Source organism: Marinobacter sp. P4B1 (assembly GCF_001447135.1).
In the GTDB taxonomy this organism is placed as follows: Bacteria; Pseudomonadota; Gammaproteobacteria; order Pseudomonadales; family Oleiphilaceae; genus Marinobacter; species Marinobacter vinifirmus.
In genome coordinates this window covers 15869-34563 of sequence record NZ_LLXM01000014.1, presented here as the reverse complement: position 1 = coordinate 34563, position 18695 = coordinate 15869, and the positions used below count along the sequence as shown (strand labels likewise).

The window sequence follows — 18695 nt, the reverse complement described above, 5'->3', positions numbered from 1 at the left end:
ATTACACCTTGGCAGCGCGTTCGGTGACTTCCACCAGGGCCCAGGTCTTGGTCTTGGAGACCGGACGGGTTTCCTGGATGGTAACTGTGTCACCAATGTTGCACTGATTGCTTTCATCGTGTGCATGGATCTTGGTTGAACGCTTCATGTACTTACCGTACAGAGGGTGTTTCACCTGACGCTCAACCAGGACCACGATGGACTTGTCCATCTTGTTGCTCACGACCTTGCCGCTCAGAGTTCTGGCAGTTTGGGTAGCTTCGGTCATGTCACTGTCCTGCCTTTTCATTCAATACTGTTTTCACGCGAGCGATATCGCGCTTCACCTTGCCGAGAAGGTGAGACTGATTCAGCTGACCTGTCGCCTTGCGCATGCGCAGGTTGAACTGCTCCTTCAGGAGGTCGATCAGCTCTTTGTTCAGCTCCTCGACTGACTTTTCACGCAGCTCTGTTGCTTTCATCACATCACCGTCCTCTTAACAAAGGTGGTCTGTACCGGCAGTTTGGCAGCAGCCAGAGTGAAAGCTTCGCGGGCGATTTCTTCCGCTACGCCTTCCATCTCGTAAAGCATACGGCCTGGCTGAATCTCAGCCACCCAATACTCGACAGAACCTTTACCTTTACCCATACGTACTTCAAGCGGCTTACCGGTGATCGGCTTGTCCGGGAATACCCGGATCCAGATCTTACCGCCCCGCTTGATGCGGCGAGTCATGGTACGACGCGCTGCCTCAATCTGGCGCGCAGTTATACGCCCACGGCTAGTCGCCTTCAATCCGTATTCACCGAAGCTCACCTTATTGGCGCGGTGAGCAAGACCGGTGTTACGGCCTTTCATTACCTTGCGGAATTTGGTGCGTTTTGGTTGCAGCATAAGAGTGCCCCTTTACTTAGAACCTTTCTTCCCAGAGGCTTTCTTGTCAGCACGGACCTGCTCCATACCACCAAGAATCTCACCTTTGAAGATCCATACCTTTACGCCGATAATGCCGTAAGTGGTCTTCGCTTCGTAGGTTGCATAATCAATATCTGCACGCAGTGTGTGCAGAGGTACACGACCTTCGCGATACCACTCGGAACGTGCGATCTCAGCACCCCCAAGACGACCACCAACCTGAATCTTGATACCCTTGGCACCCTGGCGCATGGCGTTCTGTACCGCACGCTTCATAGCGCGACGGAACATCACACGACGCTCCAGCTGGCCGGCAACGTTTTGCGCTACCAGGCGGGCATCCAGGTCCGGTTTGCGGACTTCTTCGATGTTGATGTGCACGGGCACACCCATCATGTCGCTAACTTCACGACGCAGACGATCAACATCTTCACCCTTCTTACCGATAACAATACCGGGGCGGGCGGTATGGATCGTGATCCGGGCGTTCTGAGCAGGGCGCTCGATCACGATCTTGCTGACAGACGCCTTAACCAGACGCTTGTCGAGGAACTCGCGAACCTGAATATCATTCAGCAGATTCTTCGCGTAGTCCTTCTTGTCGGCATACCACACTGAGTTGTGCTCTTTGATCACACCCAGGCGAATGCCGGTTGGATTTACTTTATGACCCATCTGAGCATCTCCTACTTGTCGGCGACCTTGACGGTGATATGACAGGTGCGCTTGAAAATACGATCAGCGCGCCCCTTGGCTCGAGCTTTGATTCGCTTGAGCGTTGGGCCCTCATCCACCATAACGGTGGAAACCCTCAGATCATCTACGTCCAGACCTTCGTTATGCTCAGCGTTGGCAATGGCAGACTCAAGAGCCTTCTTGATTACTACCGCTGCCTTCTTCGGGCTGAAAGTCAGAATGTTCAGGGCGTCCTCAACAGCCTTGCCGCGTACCTGGTCGGCGACAAGACGTGCTTTCTGAGCTGAGAGGCGAGCGCCCTTATACTTGGCTGCTACTTCCATTTCTATTACCTCACAATCAGCGTTTAGCTTTCTTGTCGGCCGCATGGCCACGATAAGTACGCGTTGCCGCGAACTCACCCAGTTTATGACCGACCATATCTTCGGTGACATAAACCGGCACGTGCTGCTTGCCGTTGTGGACTGCAATGGTCAGGCCTACCATCTCCGGAAAAACTGTTGACCGGCGGGACCAGGTTTTAATGGGCCGCTTGTCATTTCCTTCCAGAGCTGCCTCGACCTTCTTCAACAGATGCAGGTCTATAAAAGGACCTTTCTTTAAAGAACGTGGCACAGCAATTACCTCTATGTAGTCGTTTACTTGGCTGAACGACGACGTACTATCATCTTGTCAGTACGCTTGTTCTTACGAGTCTTATGCCCTTTGGTCGGAACACCCCACGGAGTAACCGGGTGACGTCCGCCAGAGGTACGCCCTTCACCACCACCATGCGGGTGGTCAACTGGGTTCATAGCAACACCACGTACTGTTGGACGTTTACCGCGCCAACGTGATGCACCCGCTTTACCAAGCTGCTTGAGGCTGTGCTCGCTGTTGGATACTTCACCCAGCGTTGCACGGCAATCTACAAGCACCTTACGCATTTCACCTGAACGCAGGCGGATAGTGGCATATGCCCCTTCCCGAGCTACCAGCTGTACGGATGCGCCCGCGGAGCGAGCCAGCTGGGCACCTTTGCCAGGCTTCAGTTCGACGCAGTGGATCACAGAACCGACCGGAATGTTCCGGAGCGGCAGAGTGGAGCCCACCTTGATCGGCGCGTCGACGCCGGAACGCACTGGATCGCCAGCTTTCATACCCTTGGGAGCGATGATGTAGCGACGCTCGCCATCGGAGTACTTCAGCAGTGCGATGTGCGCAGAGCGGTTAGGATCATATTCCAGGCGCTCAATGATCGCCGGGATACCATCTTTGGTCCGCTTGAAATCGATTACACGGTAGTGTTGCTTATGACCACCACCAATGTGACGAGTAGTAATGCGGCCAGCATTGTTACGGCCACCAGACTTACTCTTAGTTTCTACCAACGGCTCGTAAGGACGTCCTTTGTGCAGATCCGGGTTGTAAAGTTTTACAACGTGACGGCGTCCGGCAGATGTTGGCTTGGTTTTGACGATCGGCATATTACGACCCCTTTACCTTATTCCACATCCAGAAAATCGATGTCCTGACCTTCTGCCAGCTTGACGTAAGCCTTACGAATGTCATTACGCTTGCCGAACCCGCGGATAGTGCGCTTGAGCTTACCCTTACGGTTCAGAACCTGAACACCTTCGACGGTGACGTTGAACAGCTGCTCAACGGCTTTTTTGATCTCCGGCTTGGTTGCATCAGGGGCTACACGAAACACCACCTGACCACGCTCTGCCGCCAGAGACGCTTTTTCTGATACGTGCGGCCCAAGCAGGACCTTGTAAATACGTTCCTGATTCATCCCAGCATCTCCTCGATCTTCTTCAGAGCGGGAACAGTCACCACGACTTTCTCGAAGGCAACCAGGCTGACCGGATCCAGACCCGCTACGTCGCGAACATCCACGTGGGGAATGTTGCGGGAAGCCAGGTGCAGGTTCTGCTCAACGTTCTCGGACAGGATCAGGGCATTGGAAACACCCAGGTCCTTCAGCTTGGCAGTAAAGGCCTTGGTCTTGGGGGAGTCGACATTGATGTCGTCAACCACAACCAGACGCTCCTGACGAACCAGCTCGGAGAGAATGGAACACATAGCCGCACGGTACATCTTGCGGTTAACCTTCTGCTCGAAGTCGCGAGGCTTGGCAGCGAAGGTTACACCACCGGAGCGCCAGATCGGGCTACGGATGGTGCCGGCACGTGCACGGCCGGTACCCTTCTGGCGCCACGGCTTCTTGCCGCCGCCACTAACTTCGGAACGTGTTTTCTGAGCCTTGGTACCCTGACGGCCAGCTGCCATGTAGGCAGTTACCACCTGGTGAACCAGAGCCTCATTAAAATCTTTGGCAAATGCAGCGTCGGAAACAGAGATTCCCTTGCCGCTACCAGTAATTGTTAATTCCATCGCACCGCTCCTCAGGCTTTAACTGCAGGCTTGATGACAACATCGCCGCCAGTTGCGCCAGGTACGGCACCACTTACCAGCAGCAGGTTGCGCTCGGCATCGACACGGACAATCTTCAGGTTTTGCACAGTAACCTGCGCATTACCCAGCTGACCGGCCATTTTCTTGCCCTTGAATACCTTGCCCGGAGTCTGGTTCTGACCAATGGAACCCGGAGCACGGTGGGACAGAGAGTTACCGTGAGTAGCGTCCTGCATAGAGAAGTTCCAGCGCTTTACGCCGCCCTGGAAACCCTTACCCTTGGACTGACCGATGGCATCAACCACCTGACCGTCTTCGAATACAGAGACAGTGAGCTCGCCACCCGCAGCCAGTTCTTCTCCTTCGCCGTCAGCCAGACGGAATTCCCACACGCCACGACCAGCCTCGACACCCGCTTTCGCGAAGTGACCAGCAGCCGCCTTGTTTACACGGGAGGAACGACGAGAACCTACGGTTACCTGTACTGCACGGTAGCCGTCGCTTTCGAGAGTTTTGAGTTGGGTAATGCGGTTGGGCTCAACCTCAATTACCGTGACAGGCAGGGCCTGCCCTTCGTCCGTAAAAATACGGGTCATACCGGCCTTACGACCGACAACACCAATTGCCATGTTTCACCTCTTAAGTGTACGGGGCTCGCACCCTCTATGGCCTATGACAGTTACACAGACTAATACCGGGCGGTATTAGCCGAGGCTGATCTGAACGTCCACACCTGCTGCCAGGTCCAGTTTCATCAGAGCATCCACTGTCTTTTCCGTCGGCTCAACGATGTCGAGCAGACGCTTGTGCGTACGAATTTCATACTGATCACGCGCGTCTTTGTTGACGTGCGGAGAGATCAATACCGTGTACTTTTCCTTCCGCGTCGGCAGAGGGATTGGACCACGCACCTGAGCGCCGGTCCGCTTAGCGGTATCGACGATCTCCTGCGTGGACTGGTCGATCAGGCGATAATCAAACGCCTTCAACCGGATTCGAATTTTTTGGCTTTGCATGATGCACCAAACTCCACTCGTAGCAGCTACTAGTTAGCCGACCTTCAAAAAAAGGAGCCGCATTGTATGCATAATACCCAACCGTGTCAACTGCCACTGCAATCGACACCGCCAGGTACGCTTTTGCGACTTAAACGGAAAAAGGGGCTGAATGATTCAGCCCCTTTTTCCTGATCAATCGAGCATATTACTCGATGATCTTGGATACCACGCCGGCACCAACGGTACGGCCGCCTTCACGAATCGCGAAGCGCAGACCATCTTCCATGGCGATCGGAGCGATCAGGGTAACAGTCATTTTCACGTTGTCACCCGGCATTACCATTTCTACGCCTTCCGGCAGCTCGCAAGAACCGGTCACGTCAGTGGTCCGGAAGTAGAACTGCGGACGGTAGCCCTTGAAGAACGGAGTATGACGACCACCTTCTTCTTTGGACAGTACGTACACTTCACACTCGAACACAGTGTGCGGCTTGATGGAGCCCGGCACACACAGAACCTGACCACGCTCAACGTCGTCACGCTTGGTACCACGCAGCAGAACACCTACGTTCTCACCGGCACGACCTTCGTCCAGCAGCTTGCGGAACATCTCAACACCAGTACAGGTGGTCTTGGTGGTGTCGCGGATACCCACGATTTCCACTTCGTCACCTACCTTGATGATGCCACGCTCAACACGGCCAGTTACTACGGTACCACGACCGGAGATGGAGAATACGTCCTCGATCGGCATCAGGAACGGCTGATCGATGGCACGCTCCGGCTCAGGGATGTAGTCGTCCAGGGCTTCTACCAGCTTCTTAACAGCGGTAGTACCCATCTCGTTGTCGTCTTTACCTTCCAGAGCCATCAGGGCAGAACCGGTGATGATCGGAGTGTCGTCACCCGGGAAGTCGTACTGGCTCAACAGGTCACGAACTTCCATTTCTACCAGCTCAAGCAGCTCTTCATCGTCTACCATGTCCGCTTTGTTCAGGAACACAACGATGAACGGTACACCTACCTGACGGGACAGCAGGATGTGCTCACGAGTCTGCGGCATGGGGCCGTCAGCTGCGGAGCAAACCAGGATAGCGCCGTCCATCTGGGCAGCACCCGTGATCATGTTCTTAACATAATCAGCGTGGCCCGGGCAGTCTACGTGAGCGTAGTGACGGGTCGGAGAATCGTACTCAACGTGGGAGGTCGCGATGGTGATACCACGCGCACGCTCTTCCGGTGCGTTATCGATCTGATCGAAAGCACGGCTCTCGCCAGTGCCCCATACTTCGTGACATACACGAGTCAGGGCGGCTGTCAGAGTGGTCTTACCATGGTCAACGTGACCAATGGTGCCCACGTTTACGTGCGGCTTGTTACGCTCAAATTTTGCTTTAGACACGGTTACACCTCTTCCTGTTTCTTAAGTCCTGGGGATCAACCCTTTTTAATGATCGCTTCGGCAATGTTCGAAGGAGCTTCCATATAGCGGGAGAACTCCATCGCATAAGACGCTCGACCCTGTGTTGCAGAACGCAGGTCTGTGGCGTAACCGAACATCTCCGACAACGGAACTTCTGCACGGATAGTCTTACCCGCGGGCACATCTTCCATGCCCTGCACGAGGCCGCGACGACGGTTCAGGTCGCCAACTACGTCACCCATGTAATCTTCAGGGGTAACAACCTCTACCTTCATCATCGGCTCGAGAAGCGCAGGGTTGGCCTCGAGTGCGCCCTTCTTCATCGCCATGGAACCAGCGATTTTGAACGCCATCTCGTTGGAGTCAACGTCGTGGTAGGAACCATCGTACAGAGTCGCCTTGATACCCAGCAGCGGATAGCCGGCCAGACAGCCGTTCTGCATCTGCTCCTCGATACCCTGCTGAACCGCCGGGATGTATTCCTTCGGAACCACACCACCAACGATCTCGTTCACGAAGATGAAGTTTTCTGCATCTTCATCATCCAGCGGAAGCGGCTCGATCTTCACTTTGACGTGACCATACTGACCACGACCACCAGACTGACGAACAAACTTGCCTTCAACGTCAACCGGCTTGCGAATGCACTCACGGTAGGCAACCTGCGGCTTACCGATGTTGGCCTCTACCTTGAATTCGCGACGCATACGGTCAACCAGGATGTCCAGGTGCAGCTCGCCCATACCGGAGATGATGGTCTGACCGGTCTCTTCGTCGGTGCGAACGCGGAAGGACGGATCTTCCTGGGCCAGTTTGCCCAGAGCAACACCCATCTTCTCCTGGTCTGCCTTGGACTTCGGCTCAACGGCAACAGAGATTACCGGCTCCGGGAATTCCATGCGCTCGAGAACGATCTTGTGATTCTCGTCACACAGGGTGTCACCGGTAGTGACGTTCTTCAGGCCGATCGCTGCAGCGATATCGCCCGCCAGAACTTCTTTAATCTCTTCCCGGTCGTTGGCGTGCATCTGAACCATACGACCCACACGCTCTTTCTTGCCCTTCACGGAGTTGAAAACGGCATTACCGGATTCCAGCTTACCGGAGTAAACCCGGAAGAACGTCAGAGTACCTACGAACGGGTCGGTAGCGATCTTGAACGCCAGGGCGGCGAACGGAGCATCGTCATCAACCGGACGGGTTTCTTCAGAACCTTCGTCGTCAACCTCACCGCGGATGGCTTTAACTTCATCCGGAGCCGGCAGGAATTCAATAACGGCATCCAGTACCGCCTGAACACCCTTGTTCTTGAACGCAGAACCACAGGTGGCCAGTACGATTTCGTTGGCGATGGTACGAGCACGCAGACCCTGCTTGATCTCTTCGTAGGTCAGCTCTTCGCCTTCGAGGTACTTGTCCATGAACTCTTCGTTGGCTTCAGCGGCAGCTTCGATCATCTGCTCGCGCGCCTTCTCAGCTTCTGCCTGCATGTTCTCAGGGATGTCACGAAGCTCGTAAGTCATACCCTGGTCGGCATCATTCCAGTAGATCGCCTTCATGCGCAGCAGGTCGACGATGCCCTCGAACTCATCTTCAGCACCAATCGGCAACTGGATGGGCACGGCAGTCGCACCCAAACGCTGGCGAATCTGCTCAACCACACGCATAAAGTCAGCGCCGGCACGGTCCATCTTGTTGACGAACACCATGCGCGGAACTTCGTACTTGTTGGCCTGGCGCCATACAGTCTCGGACTGCGGCTCAACACCTGAGGAGCCACAGAACACAACCACGGCACCATCAAGAACACGCAGAGAACGCTCTACTTCGATAGTGAAGTCAACGTGGCCTGGTGTGTCGATGATGTTGATGCGGTGCTCGGGATACTGCTTGTCCATACCCTGCCAGAAGGTTGTAACAGCGGCAGACGTGATGGTGATACCACGCTCCTGCTCCTGCTCCATCCAGTCTGTTGTGGAAGCGCCGTCATGGGTCTCACCCATTTTGTGACTACGACCGGTGTAGTAAAGAATACGCTCGGTGGTAGTAGTCTTGCCCGCATCCACGTGTGCACAGATACCAATGTTTCTGTAACGTTTGATAGGAGTCTTGCGTGCCACGATATAAACCTCGGCTTGTTAGAAACGGAAGTGAGAGAATGCCTTGTTGGCTTCTGCCATGCGATGCACGTCTTCGCGCTTCTTCACTGCGGCGCCCTTGCTGTCGGCCGCATCAAGAATCTCGCCAGCCAGACGCTGAGCCATGCTCTTCTCGCCGCGCTTCCGTGAGTATTCAACGAGCCAGCGCATAGCCAGCGCGTTCTGACGGGAAGGCCGTACTTCTACCGGCACCTGGTAAGTAGCACCACCCACACGACGGGACTTAACTTCCACCATCGGCTGAATGTTCTCCAGGGCCTTTTCGAACATTTCGATCGGCTCTTCCTTGGATTTTTCGGCAACGATATCGAGCGCGCCATAAACAATGCGCTCTGCAACAGACTTCTTGCCGCTTTCCATCACGTGGTTGATGAACTTGGCAAGGCGTGCACTGCCGAATTTAGGATCGGGAATGATTTCCCGTTTTGCTGCAACTCTTCTTCTAGGCATCGATAAGCCCTTATATCTAAAAAGGTCTTCAGGAACCCCTGAGATAGCAAATGCTACTCAGCCTTACTCTTACCGTTCTTACAAGCAACGATAAAAGATACCCGCTCGGGACATCAGGACTTGGGTCGTTTTGCACCGTACTTGGAGCGGCCCTGCTTACGGTTCTGAACACCCTGGGTGTCCAAAGTACCGCGAACAGTGTGATAGCGCACACCCGGAAGGTCTTTTACTCGACCGCCACGGATCAGCACAACACTGTGCTCCTGAAGGTTGTGACCTTCACCACCAATGTAAGAGGAAACCTCGAAGCCGTTAGTCAGACGAACACGGCACACTTTACGAAGTGCTGAGTTCGGCTTCTTCGGCGTTGTGGTGTACACACGAGTGCACACACCACGGCGCTGAGGGCAAGCCTGGAGAGCAGGAACGTCGCTCTTGGCTACCTTGCGCTTACGAGGCTTACGCACCAACTGATTAATCGTTGCCATGTAAGCAAACTCCAAAAACCATACCAATGAAACTTACCCCCTGTGCAGGGGGTAAAATTTAAGGGACGCAAGTGTAAGCCTGCGCCCCGATTCAGTCAAGATGACTGTTCTCTTTTTAACCACCCTCCGGATAGGTATCTACCCGGAGAGTGGCGCGCCTCAATCAGCTTTCGCGATTAAGTTCAGCGCTCAGAGCTTCTTCTACGTCGGCTGCAGTAATGCCCTGTTCTTCTAGGTCACGCTTGCGACGACGCTCGCTGTGGTAAGCCAGACCGGTACCAGCCGGAATCAGTCGACCCACTACAACGTTTTCTTTCAGGCCACGCAGGTAATCGCGTTTTCCGGTAACCGCACCCTCGGTAAGAACCCGGGTGGTTTCCTGGAACGAGGCAGCAGAAATAAACGATTCTGTTGCCAGCGACGCCTTGGTGATACCCAGCAGCAGACGCTCGAACCTTGCCGGATCTTTATCTGCAGCCACAGCCTTTTCGTTCTCTTCCAGAACCTGGGTGATTTCCACCTGGTCGCCGGACAGCAACGTAGTGTCGCCCGGATTGGTGATTTCCACCTTGCGCAGCATCTGGCGAACGATAACCTCAATGTGTTTATCGTTGATGACAACACCCTGCAGACGGTAAACGTCCTGAATTTCGTTGGTGATGTACTTCGCCAGTTCTACCACACCCAGCAGGCGCAGGATGTCGTGCGGGTTGGACGGGCCATCGGAGATAACCTCACCCTTCTCAACCGTTTCACCCTCGAACACGTTCAGCTGACGGTGCTTCGGAATCAGAACCTCGTAGGCATCATCGTCTTTCGGTGTAATCACCAGACGCTTCTTGCCCTTGGTTTCCTTACCGAAGGAGACCACACCACTGATTTCAGCCAGGATGGCAGACTCTTTCGGGCGACGGGCCTCGAACAGGTCGGCAACCCGCGGCAGACCACCGGTGATATCCCGGGTCTTGGAGCTTTCCTGCGGAATACGGGCTACAACGTCACCCAGTTCCACATTCGCGCCGTTGGCCATGGTCACCAGTGCGTTCGCCGGCAGGAAGAAGATTGCGGCGCCACCACCCGGCAGCTCCACTTCCTCACCTGCGTCGTCAATCAACTGGATAGCCGGACGAATGTCCTTACCAGCAGCCGGACGCTCTTTCGGGTCAATCACTTCCATGGTGGACAGACCGGTCAGCTCGTCAGCCTGGGTGCGGACAGTAATGCCCTCCTCCATATTGACGAACTTGGCGGTGCCCTTCGCTTCCGCGATGATCGGGTGAGTGTGCGGATCCCACTTGGCAACCACGACACCGGCTTCAACCAGGTCGCCGTTCTTCACGGACAGCACAGCACCATACGGCAACTTGTACCACTCGCGCTCACGACCCTGCTCATCGGCAATCGCCAATGCAGAGGAACGGGACACCACAACCAGGGAACCGTCGGTCTTCTCGATGGATTTCAGGTTATGCAGGCGTACGGTACCACCATGCTTGACCTGGATATTATCCACTGCAGACGCCCGGCTTGCGGCACCACCGATGTGGAACGTACGCATGGTCAGCTGGGTACCCGGCTCACCGATGGACTGGGCAGCAATAACACCGACTGCCTCGCCCACGTTTACCCGATGGCCACGGGCCAGGTCGCGGCCGTAACACTTGGAACAGATACCGTGACGGGTATCACAGGTGATCGCAGAGCGCACCCAGATTTCGTCAACACCGGCACGCTCAACCATCTCGACGGTTTTCTCGTCCAGCAGTGTACCGGCAGGAACAACGGCGTTGTCCTTGTCAGTCGGGGTGAACACGTCACGGGCGGTAACACGACCCAGAACACGGTCGCCCAGAGGCACAACCACGTCGCCGCCTTCGATGTGCGGCGTCATCAGCAGGCCTTCGTCGGTACCACAGTCTTCTTCGGTAACCACCAGGTCCTGGGATACGTCTACCAGACGACGAGTCAGGTAACCGGAGTTCGCGGTCTTCAGGGCGGTATCCGCCAGACCCTTACGAGCACCGTGAGTGGAAATGAAGTACTGGAGTACGTTCAGGCCTTCACGGAAGTTCGCGGTGATCGGCGTTTCGATGATGGAACCATCCGGCTTGGCCATCAGACCACGCATACCGGACAGCTGACGAATCTGGGCCGCGGAACCCCGCGCACCGGAATCGGCCATCATGTAAACGGAGTTGAAAGACTCCTGCATCAGGTCTTCGCCGTCTTCGCCCTTCACCGGCTGGCCATCGGGGCCAATAACCTGCTCTTTGGACAGACGCTCCATCATCGCCTTGGACACTTTGTCGTTAGCGCGGGACCAGATGTCGATAACCTTGTTGTACTTCTCGCCCTGGGTCAGCAGACCGGACGCGTACTGGTTCTCGATGTCTTTTACTTCTTCAGAAGCCGCATCAACCAGCTCGTACTTCTCCGGAGGAATCTCGAAGTCGTTGAAACCGATAGAGATACCGGAACGGGTTGCGTAGTGGTAACCCATATACATCAGCTGGTCGGCAAAGATAACGGTGTCCTTCAGACCAGCATCCCGGTAACAGGTGTTGATCAGGTTGGAGATCGCCTTCTTCACCATCGGCTTGTTTACGATCTCGAACGGCAGGCCGTCGGGAACGATATCAAACAGCAGTGCACGACCGACCGTGGTGTCAACCAGGCGGTAGGCTTCGGACCGGCTGCCATCTTCGGCAATGGCCACTTCCTTCACGCGCACTTTCACCTTGGCCTGAAGGTCTACCTTGCCGGCACCGTAGGCACGATGCGCCTCTTTGATATCGGCAAACACCATGCCCTCGCCCAGCGCCGCATGGCGCTCACGGGTCATGTAGTACAAGCCAAGAACAACGTCCTGGGACGGCACGATGATCGGCTCGCCGTTGGCCGGCGACAGCACGTTGTTGGTAGACATCATCAGCGCACGGGCTTCGAGCTGGGCTTCCAGGGTCAGCGGTACGTGTACCGCCATCTGGTCACCATCGAAGTCGGCGTTGTAGGCCGCACACACCAGCGGGTGCAGCTGGATAGCCTTACCTTCAATCAGTACCGGCTCGAACGCCTGGATACCCAGACGGTGCAGGGTCGGCGCCCGGTTCAGCATAATCGGGTGCTCGCGGATAACTTCGTCGAGGATATCCCAGACCACGCCTTCTTCGCGCTCAACCATCTTCTTGGCGGCCTTGATGGTGGTCGCCAGGCCACGGTGCTCAAGCTTGGAGAAAATAAACGGCTTGAACAGCTCCAGGGCCATCTTCTTGGGCAGACCGCACTGATGCAGGCGCAGGTACGGACCCACTACGATGACCGAACGGCCAGAGTAGTCCACACGCTTACCCAGCAGGTTCTGACGGAAGCGGCCTTGCTTACCCTTGATCATGTCAGCCAGGGACTTCAGCGGGCGCTTGTTGGTGCCGGTGATGGCACGGCCACGACGACCGTTATCCAGCAGGGCATCTACAGCTTCCTGCAGCATCCGCTTCTCGTTACGCACGATGATATCAGGAGCATTCAGCTCCAGCAGGCGCTTGAGACGGTTGTTCCGGTTGATCACCCGACGGTACAGATCGTTCAGGTCGGAGGTGGCAAAACGGCCACCGTCCAGCGGAACCAGCGGGCGCAGATCCGGCGGCAGAACCGGCAACACGGTCATTACCATGTCGCCCGGCTTGTTGCCGGAGTACAGGAACGCCTCAAGAATCTTCAGACGCTTGCTGAATTTCTTGATCTTGGTTTCGGAATTGGTCTGCGGGATTTCTTCACGCAGGCCGTCAACTTCTGCCTGCAGGTCGATATCTTCCAGCAGTTCCTTGATGGCTTCGGCACCCATACGGGCGTCGAATTCGTCACCGAACTCTTCCAGGGCTTCGTAGTACTGCTCGTCGTTCAGCAGCTGGCCCTTCTCCAGGGTGGTCATACCCGGATCGATAACAATAAAGCTCTCGAAGTACAGAACCCGCTCGATATCGCGCAGGGTCATGTCCAGCATCAGGCCGATGCGGGACGGCAGAGACTTCAGGAACCAGATGTGGGCAACCGGGCTGGCCAGCTCGATATGACCCATGCGCTCACGGCGAACGCTGGCCAGTGCAACTTCAACGCCACACTTTTCGCAGATAACACCGCGGTGCTTCAGGCGCTTGTACTTGCCGCACAGGCATTCGTAGTCCTTGATCGGGCCGAAGATCTTGGCACAGAAAAGACCGTCACGCTCCGGCTTGAAGGTACGGTAGTTAATGGTCTCAGGCTTTTTTACTTCGCCAAAAGACCAGGAACGAATCATGTCAGGCGACGCAAGACCAATACGGATCGCGTCGAATTCCTTGCTCTGATTCTGGCTCTTGAGAAGATTCAGCAAATCTTTCATCAGTTAAAGCTCCGGATGGCGTTAATCTCGGGCGGGCACACGGGGTGCCCGCTCACGCTGCCAAAAACAATTCGGCTCACTCGGATTCCAGCTCGATGTCGATACCCAACGAGCGGATTTCCTTGACAAGAACGTTGAAGGATTCGGGCATGCCCGGCTCCATGCGATGATCGCCATCGACAATGTTCTTGTACATCTTGGTCCGGCCGTTAACGTCGTCAGACTTAACAGTGAGCATTTCCTGCAGGGTGTAGGCGGCACCGTATGCCTCCAGAGCCCAGACTTCCATCTCACCGAAGCGCTGACCACCGAACTGAGCCTTACCACCCAGCGGCTGCTGGGTAACCAGGCTGTAAGAGCCGGTGGAACGAGCGTGCATCTTGTCGTCGATCAAGTGGTTCAGCTTGAGCATGTACATGTAGCCCACAGTCACCGGACGGTCAAACGCGTCGCCGGTACGGCCATCGTACAGTTTGGTCTGACCACTGGTATCCAGGTCTGCCAGGGCCAGCATGTGCTTGACCTCAGCTTCCTTGGCACCGTCGAAGACCGGTGTTGCCATGGGAACACCACCGCGCAGGTTGTTACACAGCTCCAGGATTTCCTGATCGGACAGGCTATCCAGGTCAACCTTGAACACCTCGTCGGAGTGGTTGTAGATCTCGTCCAGCAGCTTGCGCAACTCGAGGATCTTGCGCTGCTCGTCCAGCATGCGGCTGATCTTTTCACCCAGACCCTTGGCGGCTGCGCCCAGGTGGGTTTCCAGAACCTGACCAACGTTCATCCGCGACGGAACACCCAGCGGGTTCAGTACGATGTCCACGGTGGTGCCGTGCTCGTCGTAAGGCATATCCTCGATCGGCATAACCGCAGAGATAACACCCTTGTTACCGTGACGACCCGCCATCTTGTCACCCGGCTGGATGCGACGCTTGATCGCCAGGTACACCTTGACGATTTTCAGAACGCCCGGAGCCAGGTCATCGCCTTGCTGCAGCTTGCCCTTCTTGTCGTCGAAGCGCGCTTCGTGCTCTTTCTTGCGCTCTTCCAGACCCTGCTCGGATTTCTCCAGCAATTCGTCCAAAGCTTCGTCTTTCATGCGCAGCTTGAACCAGTCCGGACGCGGCAGTTCGGCCAGGTAGGCTTCATCCAGCTTCGCGCCTTTCTTCAGGCCCGGGCCGCTGATTACTTCCTGGTCTTTCAGGGCAACCATCAGACGCTCGTAAGTGGCACCTTCAACGATACGGTACTCGTCCTTCAGGTCCTTACGGTACTTGTCGAGCTGCTCTTTTTCGATGGACTGCGCACGGGCATCTTTCTCGATACCGTCACGGGTAAATACCTGCACATCGATAACGGTGCCGCGGGTACCGGTCGGAACGCGCTGGGAAGTGTCTTTTACGTCAGACGCCTTCTCACCGAAGATGGCACGCAGCAGCTTCTCTTCCGGTGTCAGCTGGGTTTCGCCTTTCGGAGTCACCTTGCCCACCAGAATGTCGCCGGGGCCTACTTCTGCACCGATGTAAACAATACCGGACTCGTCCAGCTTGGACAGCGCGCTTTCACCCACGTTCGGAATATCCGCAGTGATTTCTTCGCTACCCAGCTTGGTGTCACGGGCCACACAGGTCAGTTCCTGGATGTGGATCGTGGTCAGACGGTCTTCCTGAACCACCTTTTCGGAGATCAGGATGGAATCCTCGAAGTTGTAACCGTTCCAGGGCATGAACGCGATGCGCATGTTCTGGCCCAGCGCCAGCTCACCCAGATCGACAGACGGTCCATCTGCCAGAACGTCACCACGGGCAATCACATCACCCTGACGCACGATGGAACGCTGGTTGATACAGGTGTTCTGGTTAGAGCGGGTGTACTTGGTGAGGTTGTAGATATCCACACCTGCATCACCGGCTTCGGTTTCTTCGTTGTTTACACGAACCACGATACGGGCTGCGTCAACGCTTTCGATCACACCACCACGACGGGCTGTTACACAGACACCGGAATCCTGGGCTACGGTGCGCTCTACACCGGTTCCTACCAGCGGAACCTGTGATTTCAGCGTCGGAACCGCCTGACGCTGCATGTTCGCACCCATCAGGGCCCGGTTAGCATCGTCGTGCTCCAGGAACGGAATCAGGGACGCCGCTACCGACACAACCTGGCGCGGGGAAACGTCCATGAAGTTAACCGCTTCCGGCGGAGCCACGGTAAATTCGTTCTGGTGACGAACGGTTACCAGCTCGTCAGTCAGGCGCTTGCCTTCGTCAGTCGCGGCGCTGGCCTGGGCGATAACGTAGTTGCTCTCTTCGATTGCGGAGAGGTAAACCACTTCATCCGTTACCACACCCTCTACCACCTTCCGGTACGGGCTTTCCAGGAAGCCGTAGGAGTTGGAACGGGCGTAGGTAGCCAACGAGTTGATCAGACCGATGTTCGGACCTTCAGGAGTCTCGATCGGGCACACACGACCGTAATGGGTCGGGTGTACGTCCCGCACCTCAAAGCCTGCACGCTCACGGGTCAGACCACCCGGGCCCAGGGCAGAGATACGACGCTTGTGCGTGACTTCGGACAGCGGGTTGTTCTGGTCCATAAACTGGGACAACTGGCTGGAACCGAAGAATTCCTTAACCGCTGCAGCAACCGGCTTGGCGTTGATCAGGTCCTGCGGCATCAGGCCTTCGCTTTCAGCAAGGCTCAGACGCTCGCGAACCGCACGCTCTACCCGCACCAGGCCTACACGGAACTGGTTCTCGGCCATCTCGCCAACGCAACGTACGCGACGGTTACCCAGGTTATCGATGTCATCCACCTGGCCCTGGCCGTTACGGATGGCGATCAGGGTCTTGAGGACATCAATGATGTCTTCGTGGGTCAGGATGCCTTCGCCTGTGCTCTCTTCACGGCCCAGACGACGGTTCAGCTTCATCCGGCCAACCGCAGACAGGTCATACCGCTCTTCAGAGAAGAACAGGTTGTTGAACAGGGTTTCCGCAGAGTCCTTGGTGGGCGGCTCGCCCGGGCGCATCATGCGGTAGATTTCAACCAACGCTTCCAGCGGGGTGCGGGTCGGGTCGATACGCAGGGTATCGGACATGAACGGACCGCAATCCAGGTCGTTGGTGTACAGGGTTTCAATGTCTTTAACACCGGCATCGAGGATCTTGGTAACCACCTCCTCGGTCAGTTCGGTGTTGCACTCCACCAGCACTTCGCCGGTAGACTGATCGATCATGTCCTTGGCCAGAACACGACCGTAGAGATATTCGGTTGGTACTTCCAGCTCGGTAATGCCAGCTTTTTCCAGCTGCTTGATATGGCGAGCCGTGATACGACGACCTTCTTCGGCAATTACGTTACCGTCCTGGTCTTTGATATCAAACGTCGCAATATCACCACGCAGGCGGCTTGGCACCAGCTCGAGCTTGCACACTTCCTCGCCCAGCGAGAACTTGCTGGTTTCGAAGAACATCTCCAGCATCTGCTCGGAGGTGTAATTCAGCGCGCGCAGGAGAATAGACGCAGGCAGCTTACGACGACGGTCGATACGAACGAACACGGAGTCCTTCGGATCGAATTCGAAGTCGAGCCATGAGCCACGGTAAGGAATCACCCGGGCTGAATACAGCAGCTTGCCGGATGAGTGGGTCTTGCCCTTGTCGTGATCAAAGAACACACCAGGTGAACGGTGGAGCTGGGAAACAATTACACGCTCGGTACCGTTTACAACGAAGGTACCGTTCTCGGTCATCAGGGGCATCTCGCCCATGTAGACCTCTTGTTCCTTGATGTCCTTGATCGCCTTGTTGGACGATTCCTTGTCATAAATGATCAAGCGGACTTTCACCCGCAGCGGCGCGGCGTAAGTTACGCCCCTGAGCTGACATTCCTTGACGTCGAACACCGGCTCGCCGATTCGATAGCTCACATACTCGAGCGCGGCGTTGCCAGAGTAACTGACAATCGGGAATACGGATTTGAATGCTGCGTGAAGACCGGTTTCCCGGCGGTCTTCAGGAGCGGCTTCCATTTGCAGGAAGTCCCGGAACGAATCCAGCTGAATAGACAGCAAATAGGGGACGTCCATCACGGAAGGCAATTTACTAAAGTCTTTGCGAATCCGCTTTTTCTCAGTGTAGGAGTAAGTCATCTGCATTCCCCAGCTTTAGACCTGATACCTGGTATCAAGAAGCAATCAAATGTTCTGCTTCGGGGCCGAATTGCTCGGCTTATCGCGCCGTCTTGAACAAGACTCTGGCTGTAGGCTATAGATCTGACATCAACCTGCAATTGCACACCAGACTCTATAGCATATACAACAGAAAAAGGCCGGTGGCACGAAGCCACCAGCCCGTCCATGCTTAATGCACGGTGTCGATCAACAGCCGACTCTTACTTAAGCTCAACAGAAGCGCCTGCTTCCTCAAGCTTCTTCTTGGCCTCTTCAGCCTCGTCCTTGCTAGCGCCTTCCTTAACAGTAGAAGGAGCGCCGTCAACCATTTCCTTGGCTTCTTTCAGGCCCAGACCAGTCAGTTCACGAACGGCCTTGATAACGTTTACTTTCTTCTCGCCAGGACCGGTCAGAACTACGTCGAACTCGGTCTGCTCTTCAGCGGCTTCGCCACCAGCAGCGGCAGCCGGAGCGGCAGCAACAGCGGCAGCAGCAGAAACGTTAAACTTCTCTTCCATAGCTTCAACGAGCTCAACAACTTCCATTACGCTCATTTCAGCAATTGCGTTCAAAATATCGTCTTTAGACAGAGCCATGACTTTCTCCGAAAATGTAAAAAATGGTGTTCAACAGA

Annotated in this window: 18 protein-coding genes; all 18 read right to left on the bottom strand. The window is 55.6% G+C overall.

Annotated features, from left to right (window positions below):
- Position 1: 1 nt before the first annotated feature.
- A complete protein-coding gene (gene rpsQ, locus AQ621_RS10815; protein ID WP_022989787.1) occupies positions 2 to 268 on the bottom strand; it encodes a 30S ribosomal protein S17 in 267 nt (88 codons plus the stop codon).
- 1 nt (position 269) lies between these two features.
- On the bottom strand, positions 270 to 461 hold the full coding sequence (rpmC, locus tag AQ621_RS10810; RefSeq protein WP_008174877.1) for a 50S ribosomal protein L29: 192 nt from the start codon (positions 459 to 461) through the stop codon (positions 270 to 272).
- Positions 461 to 874: a 50S ribosomal protein L16 gene (gene rplP, locus AQ621_RS10805; RefSeq protein ID WP_022989786.1), complete on the bottom strand. Its 414-nt coding sequence runs from the start codon at positions 872 to 874 to the stop codon at positions 461 to 463. Before rplP ends, rpmC begins: the two co-directional genes overlap by 1 nt.
- 12 nt (positions 875 to 886) lie before the next feature.
- Positions 887 to 1570, bottom strand: coding sequence for a 30S ribosomal protein S3 (gene rpsC, locus AQ621_RS10800; protein WP_022989785.1), 684 nt, complete (start codon positions 1568 to 1570; stop codon positions 887 to 889).
- An 11-nt stretch (positions 1571 to 1581) separates the two neighbouring features.
- Positions 1582 to 1914: a 50S ribosomal protein L22 gene (gene rplV / locus AQ621_RS10795; protein ID WP_008940674.1), complete on the bottom strand. Its 333-nt coding sequence runs from the start codon at positions 1912 to 1914 to the stop codon at positions 1582 to 1584.
- A gap of 16 nt (positions 1915 to 1930) precedes the next feature.
- Positions 1931 to 2206, bottom strand: a complete 276-nt coding sequence (gene rpsS / locus AQ621_RS10790) for a 30S ribosomal protein S19 (RefSeq protein WP_036219840.1) — start codon at positions 2204 to 2206, stop codon at positions 1931 to 1933.
- A 23-nt stretch (positions 2207 to 2229) separates the two neighbouring features.
- Positions 2230 to 3057, bottom strand: a complete 828-nt coding sequence (gene rplB / locus AQ621_RS10785) for a 50S ribosomal protein L2 (RefSeq protein ID WP_022989783.1) — start codon at positions 3055 to 3057, stop codon at positions 2230 to 2232.
- Positions 3058 to 3074: 17 nt separating this feature from the next.
- Entirely contained in the window at positions 3075 to 3368 is a 294-nt protein-coding gene (gene rplW / locus AQ621_RS10780; RefSeq protein ID WP_008174862.1) for a 50S ribosomal protein L23, read from the bottom strand.
- A complete protein-coding gene (rplD, locus tag AQ621_RS10775; protein ID WP_022989782.1) occupies positions 3365 to 3970 on the bottom strand; it encodes a 50S ribosomal protein L4 in 606 nt (201 codons plus the stop codon). The genes rplW and rplD overlap by 4 nt, the downstream gene beginning before the upstream one ends.
- Positions 3971 to 3981: 11 nt before the next feature.
- Positions 3982 to 4620, bottom strand: coding sequence for a 50S ribosomal protein L3 (gene rplC, locus AQ621_RS10770; RefSeq protein WP_022989781.1), 639 nt, complete (start codon positions 4618 to 4620; stop codon positions 3982 to 3984).
- Between the two features lie 75 nt (positions 4621 to 4695).
- Positions 4696 to 5007, bottom strand: a complete 312-nt coding sequence (gene rpsJ / locus AQ621_RS10765) for a 30S ribosomal protein S10 (RefSeq protein WP_004580743.1) — start codon at positions 5005 to 5007, stop codon at positions 4696 to 4698.
- Between the two features lie 187 nt (positions 5008 to 5194).
- Positions 5195 to 6391 (bottom strand): elongation factor Tu, encoded by a 1197-nt coding sequence (gene tuf / locus AQ621_RS10760; protein WP_058341454.1) that lies wholly within the window; start codon positions 6389 to 6391, stop codon positions 5195 to 5197.
- A gap of 35 nt (positions 6392 to 6426) precedes the next feature.
- Positions 6427 to 8532 carry an elongation factor G gene (gene fusA, locus AQ621_RS10755; protein WP_058341456.1) on the bottom strand — a complete coding sequence of 702 codons (2106 nt, stop codon included), beginning with the start codon at positions 8530 to 8532 and terminating at the stop codon, positions 6427 to 6429.
- Between the two features lie 18 nt (positions 8533 to 8550).
- Positions 8551 to 9021 carry a 30S ribosomal protein S7 gene (gene rpsG / locus AQ621_RS10750; protein ID WP_011784243.1) on the bottom strand — a complete coding sequence of 157 codons (471 nt, stop codon included), beginning with the start codon at positions 9019 to 9021 and terminating at the stop codon, positions 8551 to 8553.
- Positions 9022 to 9134: 113 nt separating this feature from the next.
- Positions 9135 to 9509 (bottom strand): 30S ribosomal protein S12, encoded by a 375-nt coding sequence (rpsL, locus tag AQ621_RS10745; protein ID WP_012139854.1) that lies wholly within the window; start codon positions 9507 to 9509, stop codon positions 9135 to 9137.
- Positions 9510 to 9672: 163 nt separating this feature from the next.
- Positions 9673 to 13887, bottom strand: a complete 4215-nt coding sequence (gene rpoC, locus AQ621_RS10740; RefSeq protein WP_058341455.1) for a DNA-directed RNA polymerase subunit beta' — start codon at positions 13885 to 13887, stop codon at positions 9673 to 9675.
- A gap of 76 nt (positions 13888 to 13963) precedes the next feature.
- A complete protein-coding gene (gene rpoB / locus AQ621_RS10735) occupies positions 13964 to 18040 on the bottom strand; it encodes a DNA-directed RNA polymerase subunit beta (RefSeq protein ID WP_058341572.1) in 4077 nt (1358 codons plus the stop codon).
- Between the two features lie 242 nt (positions 18041 to 18282).
- The gene (rplL, locus tag AQ621_RS10730) at positions 18283 to 18657 is read right to left on the bottom strand and encodes a 50S ribosomal protein L7/L12 (RefSeq protein ID WP_022989310.1); all 375 of its coding nucleotides are present in this window, start codon (positions 18655 to 18657) and stop codon (positions 18283 to 18285) included.
- Between the last annotated feature and the right edge of the window lie 38 nt (positions 18658 to 18695).

Excerpts from the sequence above, each read along its gene's own strand:
- rpsJ (WP_004580743.1), bottom strand. The coding sequence starts at position 5,007 with ATGCAAAGCCAAAAAATTCGAATCCGGTTGAAGGCGTTTGATTATCGC.
- rplC (WP_022989781.1), bottom strand. The coding sequence starts at position 4,620 with ATGGCAATTGGTGTTGTCGGTCGTAAGGCCGGTATGACCCGTATTTTT.
- rplW (WP_008174862.1), bottom strand. The coding sequence starts at position 3,368 with ATGAATCAGGAACGTATTTACAAGGTCCTGCTTGGGCCGCACGTATCA.
- rplL (WP_022989310.1), bottom strand. The coding sequence starts at position 18,657 with ATGGCTCTGTCTAAAGACGATATTTTGAACGCAATTGCTGAAATGAGC.
- rpmC (WP_008174877.1), bottom strand. The coding sequence starts at position 461 with ATGAAAGCAACAGAGCTGCGTGAAAAGTCAGTCGAGGAGCTGAACAAA.
- rpsC (WP_022989785.1), bottom strand. The coding sequence starts at position 1,570 with ATGGGTCATAAAGTAAATCCAACCGGCATTCGCCTGGGTGTGATCAAA.
- rplD (WP_022989782.1), bottom strand. The coding sequence starts at position 3,970 with ATGGAATTAACAATTACTGGTAGCGGCAAGGGAATCTCTGTTTCCGAC.
- rpoB (WP_058341572.1), bottom strand. The coding sequence starts at position 18,040 with ATGACTTACTCCTACACTGAGAAAAAGCGGATTCGCAAAGACTTTAGT.
- rpsL (WP_012139854.1), bottom strand. The coding sequence starts at position 9,509 with ATGGCAACGATTAATCAGTTGGTGCGTAAGCCTCGTAAGCGCAAGGTA.
- rplV (WP_008940674.1), bottom strand. The coding sequence starts at position 1,914 with ATGGAAGTAGCAGCCAAGTATAAGGGCGCTCGCCTCTCAGCTCAGAAA.
- rplB (WP_022989783.1), bottom strand. The coding sequence starts at position 3,057 with ATGCCGATCGTCAAAACCAAGCCAACATCTGCCGGACGCCGTCACGTT.
- rplP (WP_022989786.1), bottom strand. The coding sequence starts at position 874 with ATGCTGCAACCAAAACGCACCAAATTCCGCAAGGTAATGAAAGGCCGT.
- rpoC (WP_058341455.1), bottom strand. The coding sequence starts at position 13,887 with ATGAAAGATTTGCTGAATCTTCTCAAGAGCCAGAATCAGAGCAAGGAA.
- rpsQ (WP_022989787.1), bottom strand. The coding sequence starts at position 268 with ATGACCGAAGCTACCCAAACTGCCAGAACTCTGAGCGGCAAGGTCGTG.
- rpsG (WP_011784243.1), bottom strand. The coding sequence starts at position 9,021 with ATGCCTAGAAGAAGAGTTGCAGCAAAACGGGAAATCATTCCCGATCCT.